The following is a 25,144-nucleotide window of genomic DNA, read 5'->3' on the forward strand; positions in this document are numbered from 1 at the left end:
GGCCGGCATGGACAACGTTGTTGCCTGGTCGGGCCCTATCGCTGGCAAGCCAGCTCCCACAGGGTTCGTGCCAGTCAATGGAATTGGAGCCCGATTCATGGAAGTATCGCACCGCCCGGCTTTTTCCCGTCTTCCCCTGACCATCGACCCGGCCCCGCTGCTGGCTGCCCTTGCGGATCTCGACGAGACCCTCTGGCAACCCCATTCAACCGCGATTACTACCAGGGCGACTGGAGCGGCGTGGCGCTGATCACCACCGAGTCCCAGGTCGCCCTGGCGCATGGCGACGGTCCGGCGATCAAGCGTCAGCCATGGCTCAGCGACCCGCGCTGGGCGCAGGGGCTGGGCGGGCTCGAGGTGGATATCCGCAACACCCGCCTGCTGCGCCTCGGGCCCCGCAGCCATATCCGCGAGCACCGCGACTACGACCTCGGTGGCGCAGATGCCGATATGCGCCTGCATGTACCCTTGCTGGCGCCGGAAGAGGTGGACTTCATGCTGGACGACCAGCGCGTGCCGATGCGCGCCGGGGAGTGCTGGTTCCTGGGTCTGTACCGGCCGCACAGCGTCAACAACCACGGCGACCAGCCGCGTATCCATCTGGTTATCGACTGTCGTCCCGGCCCTTGGGTGGACGCGGCGATCGCCGCCGGGCTGGCGACCACGCCGGCGGCGGGGGAGGGGCGTTTCAATGTCGCCTATGCCGGGTTCAGTCGCTGGCTGGAACAGCGCTCGGAGACCATCGAAGCGCTCGATCCGCTGCAGGATCGCGAGGCTTTGATCAGCAGGACGCTGGAACTGGGCCAGGCACAGGGTTTCGTGTTCGGCGCGGACCAGGTGCGGGCGGCGCTGCGGCGGCAGCGCCAGGTGGTGCGCTGACGTCGAAGCGTCAGCGCGTTGGAGGGATCAGGCGGGTTTCAGCAAGCCAGCGATCTTGTCCTTGATGTCCAGGCGTTCCTTGCGCAGGCGGGTGACGATGTCATCCGCGCTGGCGCTCTGTTCGGCTTCGACGACTTCCTTGTCCTTCTGCAGGTAGCGGTTTTCCAGCTCGCCCAGATGGGGGCTGCTTTTCTTCAGCGCCTCGAATGCTTCCGCGGTCACTCCCAGGTCGGCGTACAGATTGTGCTTGACCGGCATAGCTTCAACTCCTCAGTCAGGTCGGGGCATGAACCTTCAGCGTAGATGCCTTTGCCGGGTTGGGTAGGCGGGGTTAGTCTGTCGGCTCTTTTTTCCGCGACCGGTAATCCCCAATGCCCCAGCTTCATCTGGAATACAGCGCCAACCTGCGTGACCTCGATACCGACAAGGCCCTGCTGCGCCTGAACAGCGCCCTGGTCGCCAGCGGCCAGTTCAGCGACGAGGTGGATATCAAGAGCCGCGCTGTCGCCCATGAAACCTTCCGTATCGGCGTGGCGCCCGTCGAGCGCGCTTTTGTCCATGTGAAGCTGGCGCTGCTCAGCGGGCGTTCTCCGGAGATCAAGCGTCAGTTGTCCGCCAGCCTGCTGGAAGCCCTGAAGGATGTGCTGACGATACCGGCCGGGATCGATACCCAGTTGTGCGTGGAGATTCTGGATATCGATCGCGATTCCTATTCCAAGGTACGCTTCCCCGGGTGACCAAGCTCCAAGCCATAAGCTGCAAGCTGCAAGAAACAGCCAAGCCAGCGCGGCTCTGGCCTTTACTTGTAGCTTGCAGCTTACGGCTTGAAGCTGAGAAAGCTGAACGGCGGCTGAATAAAACGATGCGGATTAACAAAGGTTCATTTTCGCCATCGTTTGTTGCCATTTTTTTCACGGAAAATTGATGAGCGCCTGCTTAAAGTCCACCCCGCGAACAACCTGATGTCGCAAAGGCATCAGTGGATGGATCTTTTTAAAAGCGAATCGTCATGCTGAAAATAAAGTCGTTGCGTCCCGAATGGGTGACGCTGCTTGCCAGCGCCTATCTGCTGATCGGCTTCAACTCGGTGCTGTGGGGGCACCTCACCACCGTACTTCAAGGCGATGCCAAGGCCCTGGTGCTGCGCGTTGCCTTCGGTGTGCTGCTGCTGTGCGCCTTCAATATCGTGCTGACCTTGCTGGCGTTTCGCAAAGTGCTCAAGCCGGTATTGGCAACGCTATTCATTATCAGCGCCGGTGTTGCCTACTTCATGAGCCAATACGGCGTGCTGATCGATATCGGCATGTTGCGCAATACCCTGGAGACCAATGTCACCGAAGTGCGCGACCTGCTCTCGCCGAAGTTGTTCGTTTATATCTTCCTGCTCGGGATAGTCCCGACCTTTGTTTTGTTCAGGATTCCAGTGAAGTTCCGCAGCCTGCCGCGGGAACTGCTGCAGAAAGTCTTGGTGTTGCTGGGCAGCGCGGCGTTGCTGGCGGTGGTGGCGATGGTCAACTACCAGGGCCTGTCCTCGCTGTTCCGCAACCACCATGAGCTGCGCTTGATGATCGTGCCGAGCAACTACATCGGCGCCTCGGTGAACTATGCCAAGGAGAAAGTCGGTGTCGCCTCGCAGCCGTTCCGCAAGATCGGCGAAGACGCCACGCTCGCTTCCAGTTGGTCGGCGCATCCGCGTAAATCCCTGACCGTGCTGGTGGTGGGTGAGAGTGCCCGGGCGGAGAACTTCGGCCTGCTCGGCTACAACCGCGATACCAACCCCGAACTGAGCAAGGAACAGGGCCTGGTGAGCTTCAGCAATGTCACCTCCTGCGGGACCGAAACCGCCGTGTCGGTGCCCTGCATGTTCTCCGGCATGACCCGCAAGGACTACGACGCCGCCAGGGCGAAGAACCAGGAGGGCCTGCTGGACATGCTCCAGCGTGCCGGCCTGGCGGTGTACTGGCGCGACAACCAGTCAGGCTGCAAGGGCACCTGCGACCGGGTGCACTTCGAGGATGTCAGCAACCTGAAAGAGCCCGGGCTGTGCGCCGACAACGAATGCCATGACGAGATCCTCCTCAAGGACCTCGCCGCGCGCATCGATGACCTGAAGGAAGACACCGTGCTGGTCCTGCACCAGATGGGCAGCCACGGGCCGGACTACTACAAGCGCTACCCGGCCAGCTTCGAACGCTTCACCCCGGTGTGTCACAGCAACGCGCTGAACCAGTGCGACCGGCAGAGCATCGTCAACGGCTACGACAATACCCTGCTGTACACCGACCACGTACTGGCCTCGCTGATCGATGTGTTGCGCAGCAAGCAGGACCAGGTCGACACCGCGATGATCTACCTCTCCGACCATGGCGAGTCCCTGGGCGAGTACAACCTGTTCCTCCACGGCACCCCGTACATGCTGGCGCCGGAACAGCAGAAGCACGTGCCGATGCTGGCCTGGTTCTCGGACAACTACCGCAAGAGCTTCGGCGTCGATACCGACTGCCTGCAACAGGGTCGCGAGCGGCCGCTGAGCCAGGACAACCTGTTCCACTCCATGCTCGGCCTGCTGCAGGTCAAGACCTCGCTGTACAACCCGCAACTGGACCTGTTCGCCGGTTGCCGTCCCGCCCAGGCATCACTTTAAAAAACGCGGCACGGGCTCGCGCCACCTACTCTGGAAAGGCTACCGTCGAGCGGTTTCCCGGCGGTGGCCTGTGCCGTATATACTGCGCGCCATTGTATGTGGGAGAGCCTTGTGGCCATCGATATTCACTGGATTACCGACGACAGCGCCCTGGCGGAACATTGCCGGCACTGGCGTCAACTGCCCTTCGTGGCCCTCGACACCGAGTTCATGCGGGTCGATACCTTCTACCCCAAAGCCGGTTTGATCCAGGTCGGCGATGGTCAACGCGCCTTCCTTGTCGATCCGCTGCTGATCAACGACTGGCAGCCCCTGGCCGGCCTGCTCGAAGACCCGGCGGTGATCAAGGTCCTGCACGCCTGCAGCGAAGACCTCGAAGTCCTTGCGCGCCTCACCGGCAGCCTGCCGGCGCCGCTGTTCGATACGCAACTGGCGGCCGGTTACCTCAATCTCGGTTTCTCCATGGGCTACTCGCGCCTGGTCCAGGAAGTCCTCGGCATCGAGTTGCCCAAGGGCGAAACCCGGTCCGACTGGCTGCAGCGTCCGCTCTCCGAGACCCAGGTCAGCTACGCCGCGGAAGACGCCGTGCACCTGGCCGAGCTGTACGAGCGCCTGCGTCCGCAACTGAGCGACGACAAGAACGCCTGGGTCCTGGAAGACGGTGCCGAACTGGTGGTGCAGCTGTGCCGGGAGATCGATCCCTGGGAGCTGTATCGCGAGGCCAAGCTGGCCTGGAAGCTGTCCCGCGCCCAGCTCGCCGTGCTGCGCGAACTGTGCGCCTGGCGCGAGCTGGAGGCCCGCGAGCGTGACGTGCCGCGCAACCGCGTGCTGCGTGAACATGCCATGTGGCCGATTGCCCGGACCCAGCCGGACAACCTGGTGGCCCTGGCCCGCATCGAGGACATGCATCCGCGCACCATCCGCCAGGATGGCGAGTTCCTCCTCGACCTGATCAAGCGCCACGGCAACCTGCCGCCAGACGAGTGGCCGCCGGCGGTGCCCGAGCCGCTGCCGATCGAAGCCGCGGCGCTGCTGAAAAAACTGCGCGCCATCGGCCAGGCCGAAGGCGAGCGCCTGAACATCGCCCCCGAGCTGATGCTGCGCAAGAAAACCCTCGAGGCACTGCTCAAGAGCGGCTACCCCGACGGACCGTACCAATTGCCCGACTCGCTGCGCGGCTGGCGTCGCGAGCGAATGGGCCAGGCCCTGCTGGATTGCCTGGCCGACGCTGGAGAAGCCTCTTGAAACGTATCTGTTCGATCTACCGCAGCCCGCGCAAGCAGGGCATGTACCTCTACCTGCTCAAGGCCGATGGCCTGAACAAGGTGCCGGATGCCTTGTTGCCGCTGTTCGGCACCCCGCAGCACGCCTTCGACGTGGTGCTGACCCCGGAGCGCACCCTGGCCAGCGAAGACATCGGCAAGGTCCTGGAAAACCTCGACAGCCAGGGCTTCCACCTGCAGATGCCGCCGGCCGAAGAGGAGTACATCGAGCACCTGCCGGAAGAATTGCTGCGCCGCAACGATCCGGTCTGATCCCGTCTCCGCAGGGCCGGTCCTGACCGGCCCTCCCGCCGTTCTGCAAGGTTGTAATCGATATGCGCGTTCTGATCGCCGAACAGGATCACGCCCTCTATGCCCGCCTGCTGCGCGAGGCATTGCCCGAACTCGAAGTGCTGACCAGTGGTGATTCCGCCGAACTGTCGGAGCTGGCTGCGCAATGCCCGGTGTGGCTGGGCCAGCCGGACCTGCTGGCAACCCTGCTGCGCCAGGGCCACCGCCCGGACTGGGTGCAGTCGACCTGGGCCGGGATTACTCCGCTGCTGGCCGAAGGGCTGCCCCGCGAATACCGGTTGACCCGGGCCGTGGGTATCTTCGGTCAGGTGATGGCCGAGTATGTGCTGACCTATATGCTCGGCCACGAGCGCGAGGTGCTGACCCGCCTGATGAGCCAGGTCGAGCGCAAGTGGGACGGCCGGCCTGGCCGCAGCCTTGAAGGGCGCCGGGTGCTGATCGTCGGCACCGGTGATATCGGCTGCGAGGTTGCGCGTTTCCTCGTACCGTTCGGCTGCACGCTGTACGGCGTCGCCAGTTCACCCCGCGAGCTGGAGCCCTTCGTCGAAGTGGCCGGGCTGGACGAAGTTGGCCGGCTGGTGGGGCAGGTGGATTACGTGATCAACCTGCTGCCGGATACCCCGGCGACCCGGGATATCTACGACGCGGCGCTGTTCGAGCGTTTCAATCCGGATGCGCTGTTCATCAATGCCGGGCGTGGCGTGGCGGTGGTCGATGGCGACCTGGTGGCGGCGCTGACCAAGGGTCATCTGGCCGGGGCGGTGATCGATGTGTGCCGGCAGGAGCCGTTGCCGAGGAATCATCCGTTCTGGACGGCGCTGGGGTTGCTGTTGACCGGGCACAGTTCGGCGCCGACTTCGCCGACGGCGATGGTGCGGTTGTTCGTGGGGAATCTGGGGGCTTATCGGCGGGGCGATGAATTGCGCGGAGAGGTCGATTTTTCGCGGGGCTATTGAGACCGCTATCGCTGGCAAGCCAGCTCCCACAGGGTGCACGCGGTCCTTGTGGGAGCTGGCTTGCCAGCGATGAGGCCCTTGAGGCTTACAGGGTGAAATCACCCTCGGCCGCCAGCTCGTTCAGCGGCCGGCGCGGGCTCGGCACTTCACGGGCCTGCAGGTATTCAGCCAGGGTCGCCTTGTCACCCAGCTTGCCGATCGCCACTACCGCGTGCAGGTCGTAGCCTTCGGGAATCTTCAACTCCTTGCGGGTCAGTTCCTGATCGAAACCGGCCATGCCGTGGGTGTGCCAGCCGCTGATGCTGGCCTGCAGCGCCAGGTGGCCCCAGGCCGAGCCGGTGTCGAAGGTGTGCCACAGGGCCGGGGTTTCTTCACTGGCGCCCGGGGCGGTGAAGGTGGTCTTGGAGATCACGATCACCAGCGCCGAGGCATGCTGCGCCCAGCTGCGATTGAATTCGTTGAGCAGGCCCAGGTAACGCTCCCAGCTCGGCGTGTCGCGGCGAGCGTAGAGGAAACGCCAAGGCTGCGAGTTGTAGGCCGACGGCGCCCAGCGTGCGGCTTCGAGGAAGCTCAGCAGGGTTTCTTCGGAAATCGCCTCGCCGGTAAAGGCACGCGGCGACCAGCGCTGGATGAACTGTTCATGGATGGCGTAGTCAGCGATACGAGGATTGGCGCTCATGGCGGGTTCCTGGACAGGGGACGAGAATTGAAATGATTTGCAAAACTACAACTGTCACCCCGGCCCTGACAAGCGGTCTGGAAAAGCCGCAGCGCACGTCCTAGACTGGCGCCGCCCGACAGGGCCGAAGAATTTTGATACAGGATCACCGCAACATGCTGGCAAGCTCCGCGCCGTTCTGGACCCGCAAGACCCTCGATCAGCTCGATTCCGTCGAATGGGAGTCGCTGTGCGATGGCTGCGGTCTGTGCTGCCTGCAAAAGCTCGAAGACGAAGACGACAACAGCGTCTACTACACGCGGATCGCCTGCAAATTGCTGGACCTCAAGACTTGCCAGTGCAGCGACTACCCGAACCGTTTCGAGCACGTGCCGGACTGCATCCAGCTCACCCCGGGCAAGGCCGACCAGTTCAAATGGCTGCCGCCGACCTGCGGTTACCGCCTGGTCAGCGAAGGCAAGGACCTGCCGGACTGGCACCATCTGGTGTGCGGTGACCGCGAGCAGGTGCACAAGCGGCGCATCTCGCAATCCGGGCGGATGCTCAGCGAGAACAGCGTCGCCGAAGATGATTGGGAAGACTATCTGATATTCCGCGCCAGCTGATCTGGCGCGTTCCGCGTTCGTGCAAGGAGTCGGGCAATGCTGGTGCGTCACCCTCTGGCATGGGCTGTGTTGCTGTTGGCAAGCAATGCTGCCTGGGCGAAAAAAGTCGATCTGGATTACCACGTGCGCCTGTTGCCGCAGAGCGGCCAGGCCGAAGTGCGCGTGACCCTGGCCGATGGTGCCCAGGTGCGCAGCCTGGATTTCGATCTGGGCAAGGAAGGTCTGTACAGCGACTTCAAGGCCGATGGCCCGTGGCAGCAGGCGGTGGACAGCCAGCGTGGGGTCTGGCAGCCGGCGCCGGGCAAGGCCAGCCTGAGCTACAAGGTGCGCCTCAACCACAAGCTGAAGAATGGCAGCTACGACAGCCGTATTGCAGCGAACTGGGCGCTGTTCCGTGGTGATGACCTGGTGCCGCCGGCACGCCTGGACCAGCAGGACGGCACCGAACTGGTTGCCCGTCTGATGGTCGACCTGCCCAGCGGCTGGGGCAGTATCGAGACCGCCTGGCCGCGGATCGGCAAGCAGCGTTTCCGTATCGATAACGTCTCGCGCCTGTTCGACCGGCCCACGGGCTGGATGCTGGCCGGGACAGTCGGGGCCCGGCGTGCCCGGCTAGGCGAGACCGAGGTCAGCGTGGCCGGACCGGTAGGGCAGGGGCAACGGCGCATGGACGTACTCACGCTGCTGACCTTCGTCTGGCCGCAGTACCAGGCGGTGTTCCCGCGCAACCCGCCGAAGCTGCTGCTGGTGGGCGCCCGTGAGCACCTGTGGCGTGGCGCGTGGGCGGCGAACAACTCGATCTACCTCAACAGTGCCAGCCCGCTGGTCAGCGAGAACGGCAGCAGTCCGTTGTTGCGCGAACTGGTGCGGGTGTTTGCCCAGGTCAACGATCGCGAGGGCAGTGACTGGATTACCGAGGGGCTGGCGGAGTACTACGCGACCGAGCTGCTGCGCCGGGCCGGGGGCCTCAGTGATGATCGCTACCAGGCCTTGCAGGCGCGTTTGAATAAGGAAGGCAAGGCGGTGACCAGCCTGCGCGGCGATCAGGTCAGCAGCGCGACCATCGCCCGTGCGGTGTTGCTGTTGCAGGCGCTGGACCGGGAGATCCGCATTCATACCCATAACAAGCAGTCGCTGGATGATCTGGTGCGGGCGTTGATGCGGATGAACAGTGTCAGTACGGCGGAGTTCGTGCAGTTGGCGGACAGTGTGATCGGGCGGGAGTCCGAGGTTTTGCGTAGTCCGCTGCTTCAGTGATCGACCGTCAGGGCCCTATCGCTGGCAAGCCAGCTCCCACAGGTATCGCGTACACCGCTGAAACCTGTGGGAGCTGGCTTGCCAGCGATGAGGCCCTGGAGAACACAGCAACTCTCAGGGCTTGGGACTGACCAGCGAATCATTCCCGGTCACCGTGGCACTCTTGGTCGCTGCCTCCGCGGCATCCTTCAACGACTTCAGCTCACTCCCGGTACGCTCGATCCGTGCGCGGATCCCGTCCAGATCCTGACGCCCCTTCTCCAGCAGGCTCTTGGCCGAACAATGCCCGGTCACCCCGCGGGCCAGCACGGCGCCGCCGATGGCCATCTGGACCAGCCCGAACAACCCGCCGCGACGCAGGCCCTTGCCCACCATCACCACCCCGGTGAACACCGAACCGGCGCGTTCCCAGCCCTGGACATTGTGTTCCGGATTGCTCTGAAAGGGCGTTGCCGGAATCTCTGGCTTCTGGCGCATAAGCGCTTCTCCTCTTGAGTGATGTGATAGCCAACAGACCGCCAGCCCGCGGCCGGCGTTCCATCGCTTACTTGAAGCGCGGCCCGGAACGGGTGTTCAGCCCCTTGGCCATGCGGTCGTAAAGCACCACGTTGACCGTGGCCGCGAGGTTCATGCAGCCATTGGTCGGGATGTAGATGGTTTCTTCGCACCAGGCGCGCACGTCGTCGTCGAGGCTGCCGTCCTCGGGGCCGAAGATGTAGATGGCACGGTCCGGGTGGGTGTACTCCGGCAGCGGGCGGGCGCCGTCCACCAGTTCCACGGCGACAGGGGTGCAGCCCAGGGGAATGATCTTCTGCAAATCGTCGATGCCGATCAGCGGGATGTCGTAGTGCACCCGCTTGGTGTCGGTGACGAAGTCGCGGGCGCGCTCGTAGCGCTTGCCGGTGTAGAACACCGAGTTGACGCCATAGCAGCCGGCGGCGCGCATCACCGAGCCGACGTTTTCAGGGGATTTGGGGTTGTACAGGCCGATGCAGCTGTACCTTTTGTTCGCCACGTGCCGGGCCCTTCGCAAAAAAGACGCGATTATACGGGCTCGGCGACACGGGCGGGCGACCTCAATCCTTCTTCAGCATCCCGGCGAGGGCGGCGAAGGGGTTGTGGGTGGCCTTGGCGATGGACGGCGTGCTCAGCGAGCCTTCGCTGAAGTACTGCTGGTCGGTGTAGCGCGAGTGCTCGTTGTCGTGGCAGTACAGGCACAGCAGCTCCCAGTTGGAACCGTCCTGGGGGTTGTTGTCGTGGTTGTGGTCGCGGTGGTGCACGGTCAGTTCGCTCAGGCGCTTGCCGGAAAACTCCCGGGCGCAGCGGCCGCAGACGTGCGGGTACATGCGCAGGGCTTTCTGGCGATAGCCACGTTCGTCGTCGCGCTTGGCGTCGGCGAGGATGCGGTCGAGCCGCGCAGTGGCGGCGGCGGAGGAGGCGTCAGTCATTTTTATACCTAATCAGGCTTGGCACGGTTTCGCCGTCAGTTTAGCGCCAGTCCTGCGTCCTGGGCAGGCAATCCGCTACATGGCGGAGTAGTCTGTAGGACATGACCTCGACCAGGAGCCTTACATGCGTCTGACGAGCATCCTGCTGTATTGCGTTGCCAGCCTGGCCACGGCGCAGGCCGATGACCTGCAACCACGGGTTATCGCGCCGGTGCCCGGGGCGCCAGGTACCGCGACGCCCACACCCTATCCGCAAATCAATCCACCGCCGCAACGGGCGGACGGCAAGCCGGGTGCCCCCCTGCTGCCGCCCATGCCGCTGCCTGCGCCGCCCAGGGACCAGCCGCTGCCGGGGCTGACCCCGCCGCCGGACAAGGACAAGCCGAAGAATTAAACCTGCTGCGCCAGCAGTTGCCCGTCGGCCATGCGCAAGCGTTTCGACAGCGCCACCGCCAGGGCCCGGATGACCTTGGCGGCGATCTTCGGGGCGTCGTTGAGCATCTTCTCCAGCGCGTCCTTGCCCAGGCTGAGCAACTGGCAGTCGCTGGCGGCGACGCAGGATGCCGAGCGGCGCTCGCCGTCGAGCACGGCCATCTCGCCGAAGGCACGGCCCTTGCGCAGCACGGCGATATCCACTTCGTGGCCCTCGGCATCGGTCTTGCGCACCGCCACCTGGCCGGCAACGATGATGCCCATGAAGGTCCCGGCATCGCCTTCGCGGAAGATCACTTCGCCAGCGGCCATGCTGCTCAGGGCGAAGTAGCCGGCAGCGGCGGCGAAGTCGCCGGGCTGGAGCTGGTCGAACAGGCCGCAGTCCATCAGCAGGTCGCGGATTTCATTGTTGAGGAAGCTGGGTTCTTGCATCGGATATTGTCTTTGTTGTCGGTTCGAGGGAGATCGCACCGCGACTCGGGTCGCGGCGCAAGCTCAGACAACGAAAAACGAGATTTACACCACATCCAGCTCATTCAGGACGAAGGCGTATTCCAGTGCCACATCGCGCAGGCCCTGGTAGCGCCCGCTCATGCCGCCATGGCCAGCGCCCAGTTCAGTCTTCAGCAGCAGTGGATGAGTGTCGGTCCTGGTCACCCGCAGCTTCGCCACCCACTTGGCCGCTTCCCAGTACTGCACGCGGCTGTCGTTGTAGCCGGCGATCACCAGCATTGACGGATAGGCCTGGGCGCTGAGGTTTTCATAAGGCGCGTAGGCCTTGATCCGCTCGTAGACCTCAGGCTCCTCCGGGTTGCCCCACTCGTCGTACTCGGTGACTGTCAGCGGCAGCTCCGGATCGAGCATGGTGTTGAGCACATCGACGAACGGCACTTCGGCAATCGCCACCTTGAACAGCTCGGGCCGCTGGTTGAGCACTGCGCCGATCAGCAGGCCGCCGGCGCTGCCGCCGCTGATCGCCAGTTGCTCGGCGCGGGTGATGCCGGAGGCGATCAGGTGCTCGGCGCAGGCAATGAAGTCGCTGAAGGTGTTGTGCTTGTGCTCCTGCTTGCCGGCGCGGTACCAGGCTTCGCCCAGCTCGCCGCCGCCGCGTACATGGGCGATGGCGAAGGCCACGCCGCGATTGAGCAGGCTCAGGCGTGCGTGGGAGAACCACGGGTCGAGGCTTTCGCCGTAGGCGCCATAGCCGTAGAGGTACAGCGGTACCGGCTTGCCGACATCGGCGCGGCGCTGGACCAGGCTGATCGGCACCAGGGTGCCGTCGCCAGCACGGGCCCAGAGGCGCTGGCTGACATAGGCGTCGGCATCGAACTCGCCGAGCACCGGGGTCTGCTTGAGCACCACCTGGGCGCCATCGGCCAGGTCCAGCTGGCGCACCTGGGCCGGGCGGTTCAACGCCTCGTAGCGCAGGCGGATGCGCGCGCTGGCAAATTCCAGGCTGTCCTGCACGTACAGGCTGTAGGCGGCGTCCGGCAGTTGCACGCGGTAGGCCGGCAGGCCCGCCGGGCGCACTTCGATGATCGGCAGGCCGCCTTCGCGCAGGCTCAGGGTCAGGGCGGCGGCATTCAGGGTCAGGCCTTCGATCATCACCGTGTCGCTGTGCGGCACCAGCACCTGCCACAGGTCGCGGGTCGGCACGCGGTCGCCGGGGGCGTGGTACAGGGCGAAGTTGATGCCGTCCTGGTTGCTGCGCACGAACCAGCGCCATTCGCCGTCGAGCTTGCCGTGGTCGGCGTCGTATTCATGGCCTTCGACCCGTGGCGCCAGGCAGGCGAACGCGCCTTCCGGGGTGTCGGCATCAAGCGCCCAGGCTTCGCTGGTGGTCTTGCTGTTGAGCAGCAGGACCAGCTGGCGCTCGGAGCTGGAACGGTAGCAGTGCAGGAAGAAACGCCCGTCGGCTTCCTCGAAGACCTGCTCGGCCTGGTCCGTGCCCAGACGGTGGCGGAACAGGCGGAACGGCCGGTGGGTATCGTCCAGTTCGGTGAAGAACAGGGTCTGGCTGTCGTTGGCCCAGGTCATGCTGCCGTCGCAGTCGTCGAACGGCAGCTCGCTGATCGCGCCGCTGGCCAGTTCCTTGACGTACAGGGTGTAGATCTCGTCGCCGCTGGTATCCAGGCTGTAGGCCAGGCGCTGGTGGTCCGGGCTGATGTTGAAGGCGCCGAGGCTGAGGAAGCCGCCTGCCGCCAGTTCGTTCGGGTCGAGCAGCAGTTCCTCGCGGTCCTGGTCGACGGTATTGGAGTCGTCGGCCGGACGCGGGCAGCGGTAATGCCTTGGGTATTCGTCGCCGGCCGTGGTGCGGGTGTAGTAGAGATACGGGCCCCAGGGCGAGGGCAGGGACAGGTCGGTTTCGAGGATGCGGCCCTTGATTTCCTCGAACAGCGTTTCGCGCAATGCGGCCTGGTCGGCCAGTTGCGCCTCCTGGAAAGCGTTCTCGGCTTCGAGGTAGGCCATCACCTCGGGGGCGTCGCGTTCCTGCAGCCAGGCATAGGGATCCGCGCCTTCGTCCCGGCGGGCGAGGGGGGCGGAAAGGACTGGGGCGGAAGAGGACATATGCGGTTCCTTGGCTGGGGGGCGCCTGCGCGCGGAAAAATCGTTATCATAAGCGCCTGTTTGCCTACCTTCCACGGACGCCATGACCGAAAACGACTATCTGCTCGCCTGGGGCCTGTATGCCCTGGCCGCCCTGGGTTGCCTGTGGGTGAGCTTGCGCATGACCAGCTGGATGTGGCGCTGGCTGCGCGAGCCGCTGCGGGTGCTGGTCGCCGTGCTGCTGTTCACCCCGACCATCGTCGACCCGGCCAAGGACATCTTCGCCCCGGCCATCGCCATCAGCGCCCTGGACCTGGCCTTCAAGGTCGGCAACAACGTCTGGCGTGCCGCGGCGGACCTGGCCATGTACGGCATGATCGCCTTTGCCCTGTACCTGATCTTCGTCGCCATCCGCCTGCCCCTGGAGTCCCGGGCCCGGGCGCGTCGCGAGCGGGCCGAAGCGGCGAAGAAGCGCGAGGCCGAGGAAGTCCTGGCCGAGCCTGTGGACAGCCGTGACCGCTATCGCAACGAGCCGCCCGAGCCGCCGCAGGGTGGCCCGCGCCAGCGTCTCGAACCGCGTCTGTAACCGGAGCGACCGAGCATGTGTGAACTCCTCGGCATGAGTGCCAATATCCCCACCGACATCGTCTTCAGCTTCACCGGCCTGATGCAGCGCGGCGGGCGGACCGGCCCGCACCGCGATGGCTGGGGCATCGGTTTCTACGAAGGCCGTGGCCTGCGGGTGTTCCAGGACCCGGCAGCGAGCTGCGAGTCGGAAGTCGCCAACCTGGTGCAGCGCTACCCGATCAAGAGCGAAGTGGTGATCGGGCATATCCGCCAGGCCAACGTCGGCAAGGTCTGCCTGTCCAACACCCACCCGTTCGTCCGCGAGCTGTGGGGGCGCAACTGGTGCTTCGCGCACAACGGCCAGCTCGCCGACTTCAACGGCCTGACCAGCTTCTACCGGCCGATTGGCGACACCGACAGCGAAGCGGCCTTCTGCGATTTGCTCAACCGCATCCGCGAAGCCTTCCCGGAACCTGTGGAAGTGGAAGAATTGTTGCCGGTGCTGGAACAGGCCTGCGCCGAATACCGCGGCAAGGGCGTGTTCAACTGCCTGCTCAGCGACGGCGACTGGTTGTTCTGCTTCTGTTCGACCAAGCTGGTGCAGATCACCCGGCGGGCACCGTTCGGCCCGGCGCGGCTCAAGGATGTGGACATGATCGTCGACTTCCATGCCGAAACCACGCCCAACGACGTGGTCACGGTCATCACCACCGAAGCGCTGACCGAAAACGAAACCTGGAACCGCTACGAGCCTGGCCAGTGGGGCCTGTGGCGCAAAGGCGAATGCATCGCCAAGGGCCAGACCAGCTAAGGACGAGCCGATGCTCAGAAGCTACCTGCGGTTGATGTTGTTCACCTGTGGTCTGTTGCTGGGCGTCCAGGTGCCCGGCCTGATCAATGACTACAGCCAGCGGGTGCAAGCCCATCTGCTGGAGTCCCGCGAAGGCCTGAAGGGCTTCCAGCAGACTGCCCAGCGCTTCTTCAATGGCGACCTCCAGGCCCTGGTGCGGCATTACCGCGCCAGTGAAGACCCGGTGTTCCAGAGCGATGCCGAGAGCATCGACAGCCTGGTCAGCCGCAACCGCATGCTCGAAAGCGAATGGCAGGCGCTGCAAGGCGGCTGGTTCGGTCGCACCCTGCATGTGCTGACCCAGCCGGACCCGGCGATCCGCGAAGAGACGTTCAAGGGCTACAGCTACCAGATTCTGCTCACCCCCGAGGCCGCGACCTGGGGGCTGAGCTGTGCGCTGCTCTTCGCCCTGGTGGTGGAAAGCGTCCTCCTGCTGATCGGCTGGGTGATCATGGGTGGCCGGCGCAAGGCCGTGCAGCCGAGCTGGCGCTAACTTCAACATCTGACGGGAGCCCGCCGTGAGCCGTCTGCTACTGAACTGCGATATGGGCGAAAGCTTCGGCAACTGGACCATGGGTCTGGATGCCGAGGTCATGCCTTTCGTCGATTGCGCCAATATCGCCTGCGGGTTCCATGCCGGCGACCCCGGGATCATGCGCCAGACCGTGGCCCTGGCGGTGAAGCACCAGGTGAATATCGGCGCCCATCCTGCCTATCAGGACCTGGCCGGTTTCGGCCGCCGCTCCATGGCCTGCAGCCACGAGGAAATCCGCGACCTGCTGCATTACCAGATCGGTGCGCTGGACGGTATCTGCCGGACCCAGGGCACCCGCGTCGCCTACGTCAAACCCCATGGTGCGCTGTACAACGACATGATGGCCGACCACGGCAAGCTGCGCGCCATGCTCGAGGCCGTGGCGGCCTATGATCCGCAACTGCCACTGATGTTGATGGCAACCGCCGACGACAGTGCGGCTCGGGCGTTGGGCGCTGAAATCGGTGTGCCGCTGTGGTTCGAAGCGTTTGCCGACCGTGCCTATGATTCTGCCGGCCATCTGGTCTCCCGACGCCTGCCGGGAGCGGTGCATCACGACCCGGCGTTGATCGTCGAACAGGCCCTGCGCCTGGCCCGTGGCGAAGCGCTGACCGCCAATGACGGCAGCGCCGTGACCCTGCAGGCCCAGACCCTCTGCGTGCATGGCGACAACGCCAGCTCCCTGGCCGCCGTGCGCCAGATCCGTCAGGCCCTGGATGCCCTGAAAACCCCATGAAGCCAAGGATCGAAGCGGTCGCCATCGACTGCCTGATGCTGCGTCTGTTCGACGCCATCGACGAAGCCCATATGCCGTGGATGCTTGCTGCCAGCCAGCGGGTACGCGCGGTGTTCGGCGAGCGGCTGGTGGAGCTGGTGCCGTCCTATACCACGCTGATGATCCAGTTCGACTGCTCGCCTGCCGAGGCCCGCAGCCTGATCGGCGAAGCGCTGCGCGATCTGCAGCCGGACAGCGGCGGGGCGGGGCGCCTGATGGAGATCCCGGCGTGGTACGACGCCAGCGTCGGCCCGGAACTCAAGGTCCTGGCGGCGCGCTGCGGGGTTACGGAAAGCGAGATCGTCCGGCGTCATACCGGGCGCGAGTATCAGGTCTTCGCCCTGGGTTTCGCGCCGGGTTTTGCCTTCATGGGCCTGGTCGAGGAATCCCTCGCCTCTCCGCGCCTGGCCACACCGCGCAAGCGCGTGGCGGCGGGCAGCGTGGGGATTGCCGAGCGGCAGACGGCGGCCTATCCGGCCTTGTCGCCGGGCGGCTGGAACCTGATCGGGCGTACCCCGGCGCCGCTGTTCGATCGCGAGCGCGATGGCTACAGCCTGCTGCAACCGGGTGACCGGGTGCGCTTCGTGGCCATTGAGCGGGATGAATTCATCAAGCTGGGTGGTGACGACTCGCCGCTGGAGGAACAGCCATGAGCCGTCTGCGGATCGAGGCCAGCACGCCGTTGTGCCAGCTACAGGACCAGGGGCGTTTCGGTGTGCGCCATCTCGGCGTTACCCAGGGCGGTGCGCTGGACTGGGTGTCGGCGCGCTGGGCCAACTGGCTGCTGAATAATCCGGCGCAGGCCGCGGTGGTGGAAATCACCCTGGGCGGGTTTGCCGTGGTGGCTGAAGCGGATTGCTGCCTGGCGCTCGCGGGGGCTGATCTGGATGTGCGGGTCGATGGCGAGCCGTTGAAACCGTGGCGCAGTTTCGTCCTGCGCAAGGGCCAGCGCCTGCAATTCAGCCAGCCATTACTCGGTGCGCGGGCCTATCTGGCGGCGCCGGGTGGTTTCGAGGCCCCCCGGGTGCTGGGCAGTGCTGCCACCGTGGTTCGCGAGGAGCTGGGCGGGCCGGATGGGGCAGGGCGGGCGCTGGTAAAGGGTGATGAATTGCGCTTTGCCGGAGCTTCGGCGGGGCGTGGGGAAGTGCCTGAGGTGCTGCGTCCGCGACTGGATGGCGAGCCGTGCCTGGATCTGGTGATGGGCGCTCAGTTGGGCGAGTTCAGCGGGCAGGGTCTGTTCGATGCGTTCAACAATCCCTGGGAGCTGGACAGTCGTGGGGATCGAATGGGCATTCGGTTGCTTGGGCCGGCGTTGCGTTATCAGGGCCGGCCGATGATCTCCGAGGGCATTCCACTGGGCGCGGTGCAGGTGCCGCCCGACGGGCAGCCGATCGTGTTGCTCAATGACCGGCAGACGATTGGCGGGTATCCGCGGCTGGGGGCGTTGACGCCGTTGGCGCTGGCGCGGCTGGCGCAGTGCTTGCCCGGGGAGCGGGTGAGGTTCAGGGCGGTGGTGCAGGAATTGGCCTGGGCTGAAATGCAGGCATGGCTCAAGAGGTTTGCTGGCTGATAGGGCCTCATCGCTGGCAAGCCAGCTCCCACAGGTTCAGCGATCCCTGTGGGAGCTGGCTTGCCAGCGATGAGGCCCTCAAGAATACCCTCCTACTTGGAGAGGAACCTCATCCCTTCCTCCAACCCCCGCAAGGTCAGCGGGTACATCCGGTCCTCGATCAGCTCGCGGACGATATTGGTCGATGACGTGTAGTTCCAGGTGTCCTTCGGATACGGGTTGATCCAGATAAGCTTCTTGAATTTCTCCATGAAGCGTTGCATCCACACATACCCCGCCTCTTCGTTCCAGTGCTCGACGCTGCCTCCCGGCTGGGTGATCTCGTAGGGCGCCATGGCCGCATCGCCGACGAACACCACCTTGTAGTCGGCGCCGTACTTGTGCAGCAGGTCCATCGTCGAGGTGCGCTCCGAGGTGCGGCGCAGGTTGTTCTTCCACACCGACTCGTACACGAAGTTGTGGAAGTAGTAGTACTCCAGGTGCTTGAACTCGGTCTTGCATGCCGAGAACAGCTCCTCGCAGATCTTCACGTGGGCATCCATCGAGCCGCCGATATCGAACAGCAGCAACAGCTTCACGCTGTTGCGCCGTTCCGGGCGCATCTGGATGTTGAGCAGGCCGGCATCGCGGGCGGTGTGGTCGATGGTGCCGTCGATATCCAGCTCGTCCGCCGCGCCCTGGCGGGCGAACTTGCGCAGCCGGCGCAGGGCCAGCTTGATGTTGCGGGTGCCCAGTTCGACCTGGTCGTCAAGGTTCTTGTACTCGCGCTGGTCCCAGACCTTGACCGCCTTGCCCTGGCGCTTGCCGGCATCGCCGACGCGAATGCCCTCAGGGTTGAAACCGCCCGAGCCGAACGGGCTGGTACCGCCGGTGCCGATCCATTTGTTGCCGCCGGCGTGGCGGCCTTTCTGTTCTTCCAGGCGCTTCTTGAATTCCTCGATCAGCTTGTCCAGCCCGCCCAGGGACTGGATCTGCGCGCGCTCCTCATCGGTCAGCTGGCGCTCGAACTCCTTGCGCAGCCAGTCTTCCGGAATCAGCGCTTCCAGATGCTGATCGAGGTTCTCCAGGCCCTTGAAGTAGGCGGAGAAGGCCCGGTCGAACTTGTCGAAATGCCGTTCGTCCTTGACCAGGATCGCCCGCGACAGGTAGTAGAACTCGTCCATGTCGGCGAAGGTGACGCGCTTCTGCAAGGCATTGATCAGGTCGAGCAGTTCACGCACCGACACCGGCACCTTGGCCGCGCGCATTTCATTGAACAGATTGAGCAGCATGGCGATCGCCCCCGTGGCCTCAGCGGTTGCCGCGGCGGCTCATGAAGGCCAGGCGCTCGAGCAGTTGCACGTCCTGTTCGTTCTTCACCAGCGCGCCGGCCAGCGGCGGGATGGCCTTGGTCGGATCACGCTCGCGCAGCACCGCCTCGCCGATGTTGTCGGCCATCAGCAGCTTGAGCCAGTCGACCAGTTCGGAGGTGGACGGCTTTTTCTTCAGGCCCGGGACCTTGCGCACGTCGAAGAACACGTCCAGCGCTTCGCTGACCAGGTCCTTCTTGATGTTCGGGTAGTGCACGTCGACGATCTTCTGCAGGGTGTCGCGGTCGGGGAAGGCGATGTAGTGGAAGAAGCAGCGGCGCAGGAACGCGTCCGGCAGCTCTTTCTCGTTGTTCGAGGTAATGATGATGATCGGGCGCTGTTTGGCCTTGATGGTCTCGTCGGTCTCGTAGACGTAGAACTCCATCTTGTCGAGTTCCTGCAGCAGGTCGTTGGGGAACTCGATATCGGCCTTGTCGATCTCGTCGATCAGCAGGATCACCCGCTCCTCGGCCTCGAAGGCCTCCCACAACTTGCCCTTCTTCAGGTAGTTGCGCACGTCGTGGACCTTGTCCACGCCCAGTTGCGAGTCGCGCAGGCGGCTGACCGCATCGTATTCGTAGAGGCCCTGGTGGGCCTTGGTGGTGGACTTGATGTGCCAGGTGATCAGTTTTGCGCCGAAGGAGGCCGCCAGTTGCTCGGCGAGCATGGTCTTGCCGGTGCCTGGCTCGCCCTTGACCAGCAGTGGCCGCTCCAGGGTGATCGCCGCGTTGACCGCCAGTTTCAGGTCGTCTGTGGCGACGTATGCGCTGGTGCCTTCGAACTTCATCTGTCCATCCTCATGAATACGGATGCCGGGCAATGACCCATCCGGCAGAAAAATGTCATACGCGACTATACCCGCGCTCCTACGGGAGTGGGAACGCAGACGGCCCATTCAGTCTCTGAATGGGCCGTCACTCGGTGACTCAGTCAGACTTGGGCGGCGAACGCTCGTACCGTGCGTTGAACGCCTGGATAAAGCCGTTGCGCAGGATCTGCAGGACGGCCTCGAAGGTACTGACGTCGCTCTGGTGCACGCTGCCGGACAGCTCGACCCTGGTCGCGAACTGGTTTTTCGGCTGGTTCTTCAGCACCGTCTCGGTGGCGCCGACCAGCGCCTCCCAGACCGAGCGGAAGATGTTCTTGTCCTTGTTCTCCACGTCCTGCTGCCAGTCGAACACTTCGACATCGCGCAGCAGCGGCTTGATATAGCCGGTCAGCCGGCCTTTCTCGGCCTGGGCCTCGATCACCACGTCGCCATGGCCGGCCTTGAAGTCGAACTTGCCATAGGCGCTGGCGAAGTCGTTGAGGCGGCGCAACTGGATATCGGTGGCGCGCAGGCGGAACTGGAAGTCCTCGAAGTTGCTCAGCGGGTCGAAGGTGGCATTGCTTTCCACCGGGGCATCGCCGAAGAGCAGGGCCTTGCCGTCGAAGCTGGCGTCGCGCCGGCCTTCCTTGTCCACCACGTTGGTCAGGTTGTGGATGCTGGCGTTGAGCTGCCTGGCCTTGAGGTCCACCGGCGGCTTGGAGTTGAAGTTGCGGAAGGTCAGGGTGCCGTCCTGGATCAGCACTTCGTTGAGGGTGATGGGCAGCAGTTTCTCCAACTGTTGCCGCCAGTTGGTGCCCTGGCCGGTCTGCGAGGCCTGCTGGTTGCCGCCGTCGACGAAGTTCAGTTCGGGGCGCAGGAAAGTCACCTCGCCGACCACGGCATGGTCGTACCACAGCGAATGCCAGCTCACCGACAGGTCGATCACCGGCGCGTCGAGCAGCGGCACTGGCACCTTGCCGCTGGTCTTGACGATGGTCAGGCCGTTGATCTTGTAGGCGCCGCGCCACCAGGCCAGGTCAACGTCGGCGATCTGGCCGCGATAGTCGCCCATGTCGGCGAGCTTGCCGTTGAGGTAGTCGCGCACCAGCCAGGGCAGTGACAGGTGCAGGGCGAGCAGCAGCAGGAGAAGGCCGGCCAGGCCTGCCAGTGGCCAGCGATAGCGACGTTTCATCGGATGCTCCAGATCCCGGATGAAAGGTTGACCGCAGTCAGTTGCACGGAGTTCTACCGGGGTAGACGCACCCCCATGGCAGGCTTACCCTTGAGCTTTTCGCTCGGTGCCAAAAGGACCCCCTGCCATGAGCCGTATCTTCGCTGACAACGCCCATTCCATCGGCAATACGCCGCTGGTGCAGATCAACCGCATCGCCCCGCGCGGGGTAACCATCCTGGCCAAGATCGAAGGGCGCAACCCCGGGTATTCGGTCAAATGCCGGATCGGCGCGAACATGGTCTGGGACGCCGAAAGCAGCGGCAAGCTCAAGCCGGGCATGACCCTGGTCGAGCCGACCTCGGGCAACACCGGTATCGGCCTGGCCTTCGTCGCTGCGGCCCGTGGCTACAAGCTGGTGCTGACCATGCCGTCGTCGATGAGCATCGAGCGGCGCAAGGTGCTCAAGGCGCTGGGCGCGGAACTGGTTCTGACCGAGCCGGCCAAGGGCATGAAGGGCGCGATCGAGAAGGCCAAGGAGATTCTCGCCAGCGATCCGGAGAAGTACTTCATGCCGGCGCAGTTCGACAACCCGGCCAACCCGGCGATCCACGAGAAGACCACCGGCCCGGAGATCTGGAACGACACCGATGGTGCGGTGGATGTGCTGGTGGCTGGCGTCGGTACCGGCGGCACCATCACCGGTGTTTCGCGTTACATCAAGAACACTGCGGGCAAGGCGATCCTGTCCGTGGCCGTGGAGCCGATCACCTCGCCGGTGATCACCCAGGCGCTGGCCGGTGAAGAGATCAAGCCGAGCCCGCACAAGATCCAGGGCATCGGCGCCGGTTTCGTGCCGAAGAACCTCGACCTGTCGATCGTCGACCAGGTCGAGCTGGTCAGCGACGACGAGGCCAAGGCCATGGCCCTGCGCCTGATGCAGGAAGAGGGGATTCTCTGCGGGATTTCCTGCGGTGCGGCCATGGCGGCGGCCGTGCGCCTGGCAGAGAAGCCGGAGATGCAGGGCAAGACGATCGTGGTGATCCTGCCGGACTCGGGTGAGCGGTATCTGTCGAGCATGCTGTTCAGTGACCTGTTCACCGAGCAGGAGAACCAGCAGTAAGCACAAGCCTTTGTGTTGTGGCTGATGGCCTCATCGCTGGCAAGCCAGCTCCCACAGGTTCAGCGGTGCACGCGATCCCTGTGGGAGCTGGCTTGCCAGCGATGAGGCCGGTGAGTTCACAGCTTGACCCGGGACAATGCACCCTCCCGACGGTTGTTACAAAATCCCCAACACTGTCTATCAGGCCCCGGTTGTTCTTGTCGGGGCCTGTTCGGTTTATCATGGACGATTTCCGGCCCCCGGCCTGAACGAGATTTCCAGGAGCATTGAATGACTTTTTCCTTTGTCGCCAAGGCAGGCGTGCTGCTGCTGTTCTTCGGCAGCGTCCTGTACGTGCACCTGCGCGGCAAGGCCCGGTTGCCGGTGCTGCGCCAGTTCGTCAACCATTCGGCGCTGTTCGCCCCGTACAACTCGCTGATGTACCTGTTCTCCGGCGTGCCGTCCAAGCCGTACCTGGACCGCGAGCGCTTCCCTGAGCTGGACGTGCTGAAGAACAACTGGGAAACCATCCGCGAAGAGGCCATGCACCTGTTCGACGAGGGTTACATCCGCGCCGCCGAGAAGGACAACGACGCCGGTTTCGGTTCGTTCTTCAAGAAGGGCTGGAAGCGTTTCTACCTGAAGTGGTACGACAAGGCCCTGCCCTCGGCCGAGGCGCTGTGCCCGAAGACCGTCGAACTGGTCAACAGCATTCCCAACGTCAAGGGCGCGATGTTTGCCCTGCTGCCGGGTGGCAGCCACCTGAACCCGCACCGCGATCCGTTCGCCGGTTCGCTGCGCTATCACCTGGGCCTGACCACGCCGAACTCGGACAACTGCCGGATCTACGTCGACGGGCAGCCTTACGCCTGGCGCGACGGTGAGGACGTGATGTTCGACGAGACCTACGTGCATTGGGTCAAGAACGAGACCGACGTGACCCGGGTGATCCTGTTCTGCGACGTCGAGCGTCCGCTGAGCAGCCCGTTCATGACCAAGGTCAACCGCAAGGTCAGTGCCTTCCTCGGCCGCGCCACCGCGCCGCAGAACACCGATGACGAGCGGGTTGGCGGGATCAACCAGGCGTATGCCTGGAGCAAGAAGTTCAGCAATGTCATCAGTGCCCGGGTGAAGACCTTCAAGCGGGCCAATCCGAAGGCTTACCGGGTGTTGCGGCCGGTGTTGGCCGTGGTGGTGGCTTATTTGTTGTACCGCTGGTTGTTCTGATTCGACTTCGAGGGCCTCATCGCTGGCAAGCCAGCTCCCACAAACCCTGTGGGAGCTGGCTTGCCAGCGATGAGGCCCTCGAGGCTTGCACTATCAAAATGCCAGGCCTATAGTCCCGATCCTCTGCATCTCACCCGAAGACTCGCTCATGCCAGCTTCCCCTGTAACCCCAGTACTGCCTACCGCGCCCGACGCGGTGGTTGCCGTGCGCGGGTTCCAGCAGTTGGCAACCAGCCAGTATCCACCTGTCGGAACCGTCGTGGCCGTGGTGGTAGTGGGCTGAAGCCCGCTGCACATCCCCAACGTTTCTGAATCCGGCCGGCTGCTCCCCGCAGTCCGTCCGTTCGGCTTTCTTGCCCGAATACAGGTGGCAAATCCATGTCTTTCCTGCACAAAACTTCCGTGGCCTCGGCGGCCACCACCAGCCTGTTCGTCCTGCTCTGGAGCAGCGGCGCGATCGTTTCGAAACTGGGGCTGGCCCAGGCGACACCCTTCGCCTTCCTGCTGATCCGCTTCCTGTTGGCCCTTGGCGCCCTCGTGCTCCTGAGCCCATTGCTCAAGCTGCGCTGGCCCCGCGAGCCTGCGGCCATCCGCCAGGCCCTGCTGACCGGCGCGATCCTGCTCGGTGCCTACCAGATCTTCTATCTGCTGGCGCTGGACATGAGGGTCACCCCCGGGGTCATGGCCACGGTCATGGGCGTGCAACCCATCCTGACCGTGGTCCTGATGGAGCGCCGGCGCTCCTGGAGCCGGCTGTTCGGCCTGTGCCTGGGCCTGACGGGGCTGATCCTGGTGGTCTGGCAGGGCATCGGCCTGGGCGGGATGTCCTGGTCCGGGATGCTCTTCGCCTTGCTGGCGCTGGCGAGCATGACCGGCGGCTCGATCATGCAGAAGCGCATCACCCGCGAGCCCCTCGGCACCCTGCCGCTGCAGTACCTGGCGGGGCTGCTGCTGTGCGCGCTGTTCGCGCCGTTCCAGCCCCTTGAGGTGAACCTGAACCCGCAGTTCCTGCTGTCCGTGGCGTGGATGGGCCTGGTGGTCTCGGTGCTGGCGACCTTGCTGCTGTACCGCCTGATCGCCCGCGGCAACCTGGTCAATGTCACCAGCCTGTTCTACCTGGTGCCGGCGGTGACCGCGGTGATGGACTACCTGATCTTCGGCAACCGCCTCGCGGCCCTGAGCCTGTTGGGCATGGCCCTGATCGTTATCGGGTTGCTGTTCGTGTTCCGCCAGCCCGCGCGGGCTTGAGCACCAGCCACAGGGCCAGGCCGATCAGCAGTCCACCGTAGAGGTGTGCGGTGGACAGCGGTTCGTCCAGCAGCCAGGCACCCCAGAGCACGCCGAAGGCGGGGATGAGGAAGGTCACGGTGGAGGATTTCACCGGGCCGATCTCGCTGATCAGGCGGAAGTACAGGATGTAGGCGAAGGCGGTGCACAGCAGGCCCAGGCCGAGCAGCGACAGCCATACCGACCAGCCACCCCAGCTGGCCGGTGGCTGGCTGGCGACGCTCCAGGCGAACAGCGGCGTCAGCAGGAGGCTGGCGCCCATCATGCTGCCCAGCGCGGACAGGCGGCTGTCGAGGCCGCCGCGCTGGTCCAGCCAGCGCCGGGCGAGAAAGCCGGAAAAACCGTAGCAGGTGGTCGCGCCGAGGCAGGCGAGGGCGCCTTGCAGCAGCTTCATGTCAAAGGCCACCGGGCCTGCACCACTGAGGATCCCCACGCCGAGAAGGCCGAGGAAGATCCCCGCCAGCTTGGGCAGGGTCATCGCCTCATGGAAGAACAGTGCGCCGATCAGCACGCCCATCAGCGGCGTGGTGGCGTTGAAGATCGCCGAATAGCCAGCCGGCAGCACCTGGGCGGCCACCGAGTACAGGGTCGCGGGAATCCCCGAGTTGATCATCCCCAGCACCAGGGCCACCTTGAACTTGCCCTGGAAATCCCAGCGCACCCGCATCAGGGCGAGGATCACCAGCAGGCCGGCGCAGGCGATGGTCACCCGGAAGAACGCGGTCGGCACCGTGCCCAGCACCGGCGCGATGATGCGCATGAACAGAAAGCTGGCGCCCCAGACTGCGGCGAGGATCAGCAGACGGGACAGGGCGATGGGACTCACGGGATTCTCCGGGCAGGAACGGGGAAGGGAGTGTACCCCTGTGCAGCGCAATTGGC

General features: G+C 64.5%; 29 protein-coding genes and 1 pseudogene. 19 read left to right on the top strand and 11 right to left on the bottom strand.

What is annotated here, in order from left to right; genetic code table 11:
- Positions 1–97: 97 nt before the first annotated feature.
- Positions 98–879 (top strand): annotated as a pseudogene (locus tag AC2CQI_RS27495) (aspartyl/asparaginyl beta-hydroxylase domain-containing protein).
- Positions 880–906: 27 nt separating this feature from the next.
- On the opposite strand, the gene AC2CQI_RS27500 reads toward AC2CQI_RS27495, so the two are convergent.
- Complete coding sequence (locus tag AC2CQI_RS27500) at positions 907–1,137, bottom strand: HP1242/YdcH family protein (protein WP_075806104.1); 231 nt, start codon at positions 1,135–1,137, stop codon at positions 907–909.
- A 113-nt stretch (positions 1,138–1,250) separates the two neighbouring features.
- Between AC2CQI_RS27500 and AC2CQI_RS27505 the strand changes: the two genes are divergently transcribed.
- From AC2CQI_RS27505 to AC2CQI_RS27525, 5 genes are all read left to right on the top strand, one after another.
- Entirely contained in the window at positions 1,251–1,616 is a 366-nt protein-coding gene (locus AC2CQI_RS27505; RefSeq protein WP_075806103.1) for a 5-carboxymethyl-2-hydroxymuconate Delta-isomerase, read from the top strand.
- A gap of 272 nt (positions 1,617–1,888) precedes the next feature.
- On the top strand, positions 1,889–3,523 hold the full coding sequence (locus AC2CQI_RS27510; RefSeq protein ID WP_484578471.1) for a phosphoethanolamine transferase: 1,635 nt from the start codon (positions 1,889–1,891) through the stop codon (positions 3,521–3,523).
- Positions 3,524–3,634: 111 nt separating this feature from the next.
- Positions 3,635–4,768 (top strand): ribonuclease D, encoded by a 1,134-nt coding sequence (gene rnd, locus AC2CQI_RS27515; protein ID WP_075806293.1) that lies wholly within the window; start codon positions 3,635–3,637, stop codon positions 4,766–4,768.
- On the top strand, positions 4,765–5,058 hold the full coding sequence (locus AC2CQI_RS27520; RefSeq protein ID WP_484578472.1) for a YcgL domain-containing protein: 294 nt from the start codon (positions 4,765–4,767) through the stop codon (positions 5,056–5,058). Before rnd ends, AC2CQI_RS27520 begins: the two co-directional genes overlap by 4 nt.
- Before the next feature lie 62 nt (positions 5,059–5,120).
- On the top strand, positions 5,121–6,053 hold the full coding sequence (locus AC2CQI_RS27525) for a D-2-hydroxyacid dehydrogenase (RefSeq protein WP_484578473.1): 933 nt from the start codon (positions 5,121–5,123) through the stop codon (positions 6,051–6,053).
- Between the two features lie 85 nt (positions 6,054–6,138).
- Here the strand turns inward: AC2CQI_RS27525 and AC2CQI_RS27530 are convergent, their stop codons facing one another.
- Positions 6,139–6,732 (bottom strand): nitroreductase family protein, encoded by a 594-nt coding sequence (locus AC2CQI_RS27530; protein WP_075806099.1) that lies wholly within the window; start codon positions 6,730–6,732, stop codon positions 6,139–6,141.
- A 155-nt stretch (positions 6,733–6,887) separates the two neighbouring features.
- Here AC2CQI_RS27530 and AC2CQI_RS27535 point away from each other — a divergent pair, with 155 nt between their 5' ends.
- Complete coding sequence (locus AC2CQI_RS27535; protein WP_075806098.1) at positions 6,888–7,337, top strand: YcgN family cysteine cluster protein; 450 nt, start codon at positions 6,888–6,890, stop codon at positions 7,335–7,337.
- A 36-nt stretch (positions 7,338–7,373) separates the two neighbouring features.
- Positions 7,374–8,594 (top strand): hypothetical protein, encoded by a 1,221-nt coding sequence (locus tag AC2CQI_RS27540; RefSeq protein WP_484578474.1) that lies wholly within the window; start codon positions 7,374–7,376, stop codon positions 8,592–8,594.
- 114 nt (positions 8,595–8,708) lie between these two features.
- Here AC2CQI_RS27540 and AC2CQI_RS27545 read toward each other — a convergent pair whose 3' ends face one another.
- The 3 genes from AC2CQI_RS27545 to AC2CQI_RS27555 form a co-directional block, all read right to left on the bottom strand.
- Positions 8,709–9,071 (bottom strand): YgaP family membrane protein, encoded by a 363-nt coding sequence (locus AC2CQI_RS27545; RefSeq protein WP_075806096.1) that lies wholly within the window; start codon positions 9,069–9,071, stop codon positions 8,709–8,711.
- A gap of 67 nt (positions 9,072–9,138) precedes the next feature.
- Entirely contained in the window at positions 9,139–9,609 is a 471-nt protein-coding gene (locus AC2CQI_RS27550) for an RNA methyltransferase (protein ID WP_075806095.1), read from the bottom strand.
- 61 nt (positions 9,610–9,670) lie between these two features.
- Entirely contained in the window at positions 9,671–10,042 is a 372-nt protein-coding gene (locus AC2CQI_RS27555) for a YajD family HNH nuclease (protein WP_075806094.1), read from the bottom strand.
- A gap of 124 nt (positions 10,043–10,166) precedes the next feature.
- On the opposite strand from AC2CQI_RS27555, the gene AC2CQI_RS27560 reads away from it, so the two are divergent.
- Positions 10,167–10,436, top strand: a complete 270-nt coding sequence (locus AC2CQI_RS27560; protein ID WP_075806093.1) for a hypothetical protein — start codon at positions 10,167–10,169, stop codon at positions 10,434–10,436.
- Here the strand turns inward: AC2CQI_RS27560 and AC2CQI_RS27565 are convergent.
- Positions 10,433–10,906 carry a Crp/Fnr family transcriptional regulator gene (locus AC2CQI_RS27565; RefSeq protein ID WP_075806092.1) on the bottom strand — a complete coding sequence of 158 codons (474 nt, stop codon included), beginning with the start codon at positions 10,904–10,906 and terminating at the stop codon, positions 10,433–10,435. The two genes, AC2CQI_RS27560 and AC2CQI_RS27565, sit on opposite strands and share 4 nt — an antisense overlap.
- 84 nt (positions 10,907–10,990) lie before the next feature.
- A complete protein-coding gene (locus AC2CQI_RS27570; RefSeq protein ID WP_484578475.1) occupies positions 10,991–13,042 on the bottom strand; it encodes a S9 family peptidase in 2,052 nt (683 codons plus the stop codon).
- Positions 13,043–13,124: 82 nt separating this feature from the next.
- On the opposite strand from AC2CQI_RS27570, the gene AC2CQI_RS27575 reads away from it, so the two are divergent.
- The 6 genes from AC2CQI_RS27575 to AC2CQI_RS27600 are packed head-to-tail and all read left to right on the top strand — an operon-like array spanning position 13,125 to position 17,318.
- A complete protein-coding gene (locus AC2CQI_RS27575) occupies positions 13,125–13,607 on the top strand; it encodes an MFS transporter (RefSeq protein ID WP_075806090.1) in 483 nt (160 codons plus the stop codon).
- A gap of 15 nt (positions 13,608–13,622) precedes the next feature.
- Positions 13,623–14,399 carry a class II glutamine amidotransferase gene (locus AC2CQI_RS27580; protein ID WP_075806089.1) on the top strand — a complete coding sequence of 259 codons (777 nt, stop codon included), beginning with the start codon at positions 13,623–13,625 and terminating at the stop codon, positions 14,397–14,399.
- Between the two features lie 10 nt (positions 14,400–14,409).
- Complete coding sequence (locus tag AC2CQI_RS27585; RefSeq protein ID WP_075806088.1) at positions 14,410–14,931, top strand: DUF2937 family protein; 522 nt, start codon at positions 14,410–14,412, stop codon at positions 14,929–14,931.
- Between the two features lie 52 nt (positions 14,932–14,983).
- Positions 14,984–15,709, top strand: coding sequence for a 5-oxoprolinase subunit PxpA (locus AC2CQI_RS27590; RefSeq protein ID WP_484580673.1), 726 nt, complete (start codon positions 14,984–14,986; stop codon positions 15,707–15,709).
- The gene (gene pxpB, locus AC2CQI_RS27595) at positions 15,706–16,401 is read left to right on the top strand and encodes a 5-oxoprolinase subunit PxpB (protein ID WP_484578476.1); all 696 of its coding nucleotides are present in this window, start codon (positions 15,706–15,708) and stop codon (positions 16,399–16,401) included. The genes AC2CQI_RS27590 and pxpB overlap by 4 nt, the downstream gene beginning before the upstream one ends.
- Positions 16,398–17,318 carry a 5-oxoprolinase subunit C family protein gene (locus tag AC2CQI_RS27600; protein WP_484578477.1) on the top strand — a complete coding sequence of 307 codons (921 nt, stop codon included), beginning with the start codon at positions 16,398–16,400 and terminating at the stop codon, positions 17,316–17,318. Before pxpB ends, AC2CQI_RS27600 begins: the two co-directional genes overlap by 4 nt.
- A gap of 92 nt (positions 17,319–17,410) precedes the next feature.
- Here the strand turns inward: AC2CQI_RS27600 and AC2CQI_RS27605 are convergent, their stop codons facing one another.
- The 3 genes from AC2CQI_RS27605 to AC2CQI_RS27615 all read right to left on the bottom strand — a co-directional run bounded on the left by AC2CQI_RS27605 (position 17,411) and on the right by AC2CQI_RS27615 (position 20,667).
- Positions 17,411–18,589, bottom strand: a complete 1,179-nt coding sequence (locus AC2CQI_RS27605; RefSeq protein ID WP_075806084.1) for a vWA domain-containing protein — start codon at positions 18,587–18,589, stop codon at positions 17,411–17,413.
- Positions 18,590–18,608: 19 nt separating this feature from the next.
- Complete coding sequence (locus AC2CQI_RS27610; RefSeq protein ID WP_075806083.1) at positions 18,609–19,454, bottom strand: AAA family ATPase; 846 nt, start codon at positions 19,452–19,454, stop codon at positions 18,609–18,611.
- A 139-nt stretch (positions 19,455–19,593) separates the two neighbouring features.
- Positions 19,594–20,667 carry a DUF748 domain-containing protein gene (locus tag AC2CQI_RS27615; protein WP_075806082.1) on the bottom strand — a complete coding sequence of 358 codons (1,074 nt, stop codon included), beginning with the start codon at positions 20,665–20,667 and terminating at the stop codon, positions 19,594–19,596.
- 127 nt (positions 20,668–20,794) lie between these two features.
- Here AC2CQI_RS27615 and cysK point away from each other — a divergent pair, with 127 nt between their 5' ends.
- The 4 genes from cysK (at position 20,795) to AC2CQI_RS27635 (ending at position 24,223) form a co-directional block, all read left to right on the top strand.
- On the top strand, positions 20,795–21,769 hold the full coding sequence (cysK, locus tag AC2CQI_RS27620; protein WP_484578478.1) for a cysteine synthase A: 975 nt from the start codon (positions 20,795–20,797) through the stop codon (positions 21,767–21,769).
- A gap of 270 nt (positions 21,770–22,039) precedes the next feature.
- Positions 22,040–22,975: an aspartyl/asparaginyl beta-hydroxylase domain-containing protein gene (locus AC2CQI_RS27625; protein ID WP_075806080.1), complete on the top strand. Its 936-nt coding sequence runs from the start codon at positions 22,040–22,042 to the stop codon at positions 22,973–22,975.
- Between the two features lie 148 nt (positions 22,976–23,123).
- Positions 23,124–23,258, top strand: coding sequence for a hypothetical protein (locus AC2CQI_RS27630; protein WP_484578479.1), 135 nt, complete (start codon positions 23,124–23,126; stop codon positions 23,256–23,258).
- A 95-nt stretch (positions 23,259–23,353) separates the two neighbouring features.
- Complete coding sequence (locus tag AC2CQI_RS27635) at positions 23,354–24,223, top strand: DMT family transporter (RefSeq protein ID WP_484578480.1); 870 nt, start codon at positions 23,354–23,356, stop codon at positions 24,221–24,223.
- Here the strand turns inward: AC2CQI_RS27635 and AC2CQI_RS27640 are convergent.
- A complete protein-coding gene (locus tag AC2CQI_RS27640) occupies positions 24,180–25,088 on the bottom strand; it encodes a DMT family transporter (RefSeq protein WP_484578481.1) in 909 nt (302 codons plus the stop codon). The two genes, AC2CQI_RS27635 and AC2CQI_RS27640, sit on opposite strands and share 44 nt — an antisense overlap.
- Positions 25,089–25,144: the final 56 nt, after the last annotated feature.

Source organism: Pseudomonas sp. P2S-1 (genome assembly GCF_057197725.1).

Coding starts and splice junctions, on each gene's coding strand:
- AC2CQI_RS27500 (WP_075806104.1), bottom strand. CDS start 1,137: ATGCCGGTCAAGCACAATCTGTACGCCGACCTGGGAGTGACCGCGGAA.
- AC2CQI_RS27505 (WP_075806103.1), top strand. CDS start 1,251: ATGCCCCAGCTTCATCTGGAATACAGCGCCAACCTGCGTGACCTCGAT.
- AC2CQI_RS27510 (WP_484578471.1), top strand. CDS start 1,889: ATGCTGAAAATAAAGTCGTTGCGTCCCGAATGGGTGACGCTGCTTGCC.
- AC2CQI_RS27525 (WP_484578473.1), top strand. CDS start 5,121: ATGCGCGTTCTGATCGCCGAACAGGATCACGCCCTCTATGCCCGCCTG.
- AC2CQI_RS27530 (WP_075806099.1), bottom strand. CDS start 6,732: ATGAGCGCCAATCCTCGTATCGCTGACTACGCCATCCATGAACAGTTC.
- AC2CQI_RS27535 (WP_075806098.1), top strand. CDS start 6,888: ATGCTGGCAAGCTCCGCGCCGTTCTGGACCCGCAAGACCCTCGATCAG.
- AC2CQI_RS27540 (WP_484578474.1), top strand. CDS start 7,374: ATGCTGGTGCGTCACCCTCTGGCATGGGCTGTGTTGCTGTTGGCAAGC.
- AC2CQI_RS27545 (WP_075806096.1), bottom strand. CDS start 9,071: ATGCGCCAGAAGCCAGAGATTCCGGCAACGCCCTTTCAGAGCAATCCG.
- AC2CQI_RS27555 (WP_075806094.1), bottom strand. CDS start 10,042: ATGACTGACGCCTCCTCCGCCGCCGCCACTGCGCGGCTCGACCGCATC.
- AC2CQI_RS27560 (WP_075806093.1), top strand. CDS start 10,167: ATGCGTCTGACGAGCATCCTGCTGTATTGCGTTGCCAGCCTGGCCACG.
- AC2CQI_RS27565 (WP_075806092.1), bottom strand. CDS start 10,906: ATGCAAGAACCCAGCTTCCTCAACAATGAAATCCGCGACCTGCTGATG.
- AC2CQI_RS27570 (WP_484578475.1), bottom strand. CDS start 13,042: ATGTCCTCTTCCGCCCCAGTCCTTTCCGCCCCCCTCGCCCGCCGGGAC.
- AC2CQI_RS27575 (WP_075806090.1), top strand. CDS start 13,125: ATGACCGAAAACGACTATCTGCTCGCCTGGGGCCTGTATGCCCTGGCC.
- AC2CQI_RS27580 (WP_075806089.1), top strand. CDS start 13,623: ATGTGTGAACTCCTCGGCATGAGTGCCAATATCCCCACCGACATCGTC.
- AC2CQI_RS27585 (WP_075806088.1), top strand. CDS start 14,410: ATGCTCAGAAGCTACCTGCGGTTGATGTTGTTCACCTGTGGTCTGTTG.
- AC2CQI_RS27590 (WP_484580673.1), top strand. CDS start 14,984: ATGGGCGAAAGCTTCGGCAACTGGACCATGGGTCTGGATGCCGAGGTC.
- pxpB (WP_484578476.1), top strand. CDS start 15,706: ATGAAGCCAAGGATCGAAGCGGTCGCCATCGACTGCCTGATGCTGCGT.
- AC2CQI_RS27600 (WP_484578477.1), top strand. CDS start 16,398: ATGAGCCGTCTGCGGATCGAGGCCAGCACGCCGTTGTGCCAGCTACAG.
- AC2CQI_RS27605 (WP_075806084.1), bottom strand. CDS start 18,589: ATGCTGCTCAATCTGTTCAATGAAATGCGCGCGGCCAAGGTGCCGGTG.
- AC2CQI_RS27610 (WP_075806083.1), bottom strand. CDS start 19,454: ATGAAGTTCGAAGGCACCAGCGCATACGTCGCCACAGACGACCTGAAA.
- AC2CQI_RS27615 (WP_075806082.1), bottom strand. CDS start 20,667: ATGAAACGTCGCTATCGCTGGCCACTGGCAGGCCTGGCCGGCCTTCTC.
- cysK (WP_484578478.1), top strand. CDS start 20,795: ATGAGCCGTATCTTCGCTGACAACGCCCATTCCATCGGCAATACGCCG.
- AC2CQI_RS27625 (WP_075806080.1), top strand. CDS start 22,040: ATGACTTTTTCCTTTGTCGCCAAGGCAGGCGTGCTGCTGCTGTTCTTC.
- AC2CQI_RS27630 (WP_484578479.1), top strand. CDS start 23,124: ATGCCAGCTTCCCCTGTAACCCCAGTACTGCCTACCGCGCCCGACGCG.
- AC2CQI_RS27635 (WP_484578480.1), top strand. CDS start 23,354: ATGTCTTTCCTGCACAAAACTTCCGTGGCCTCGGCGGCCACCACCAGC.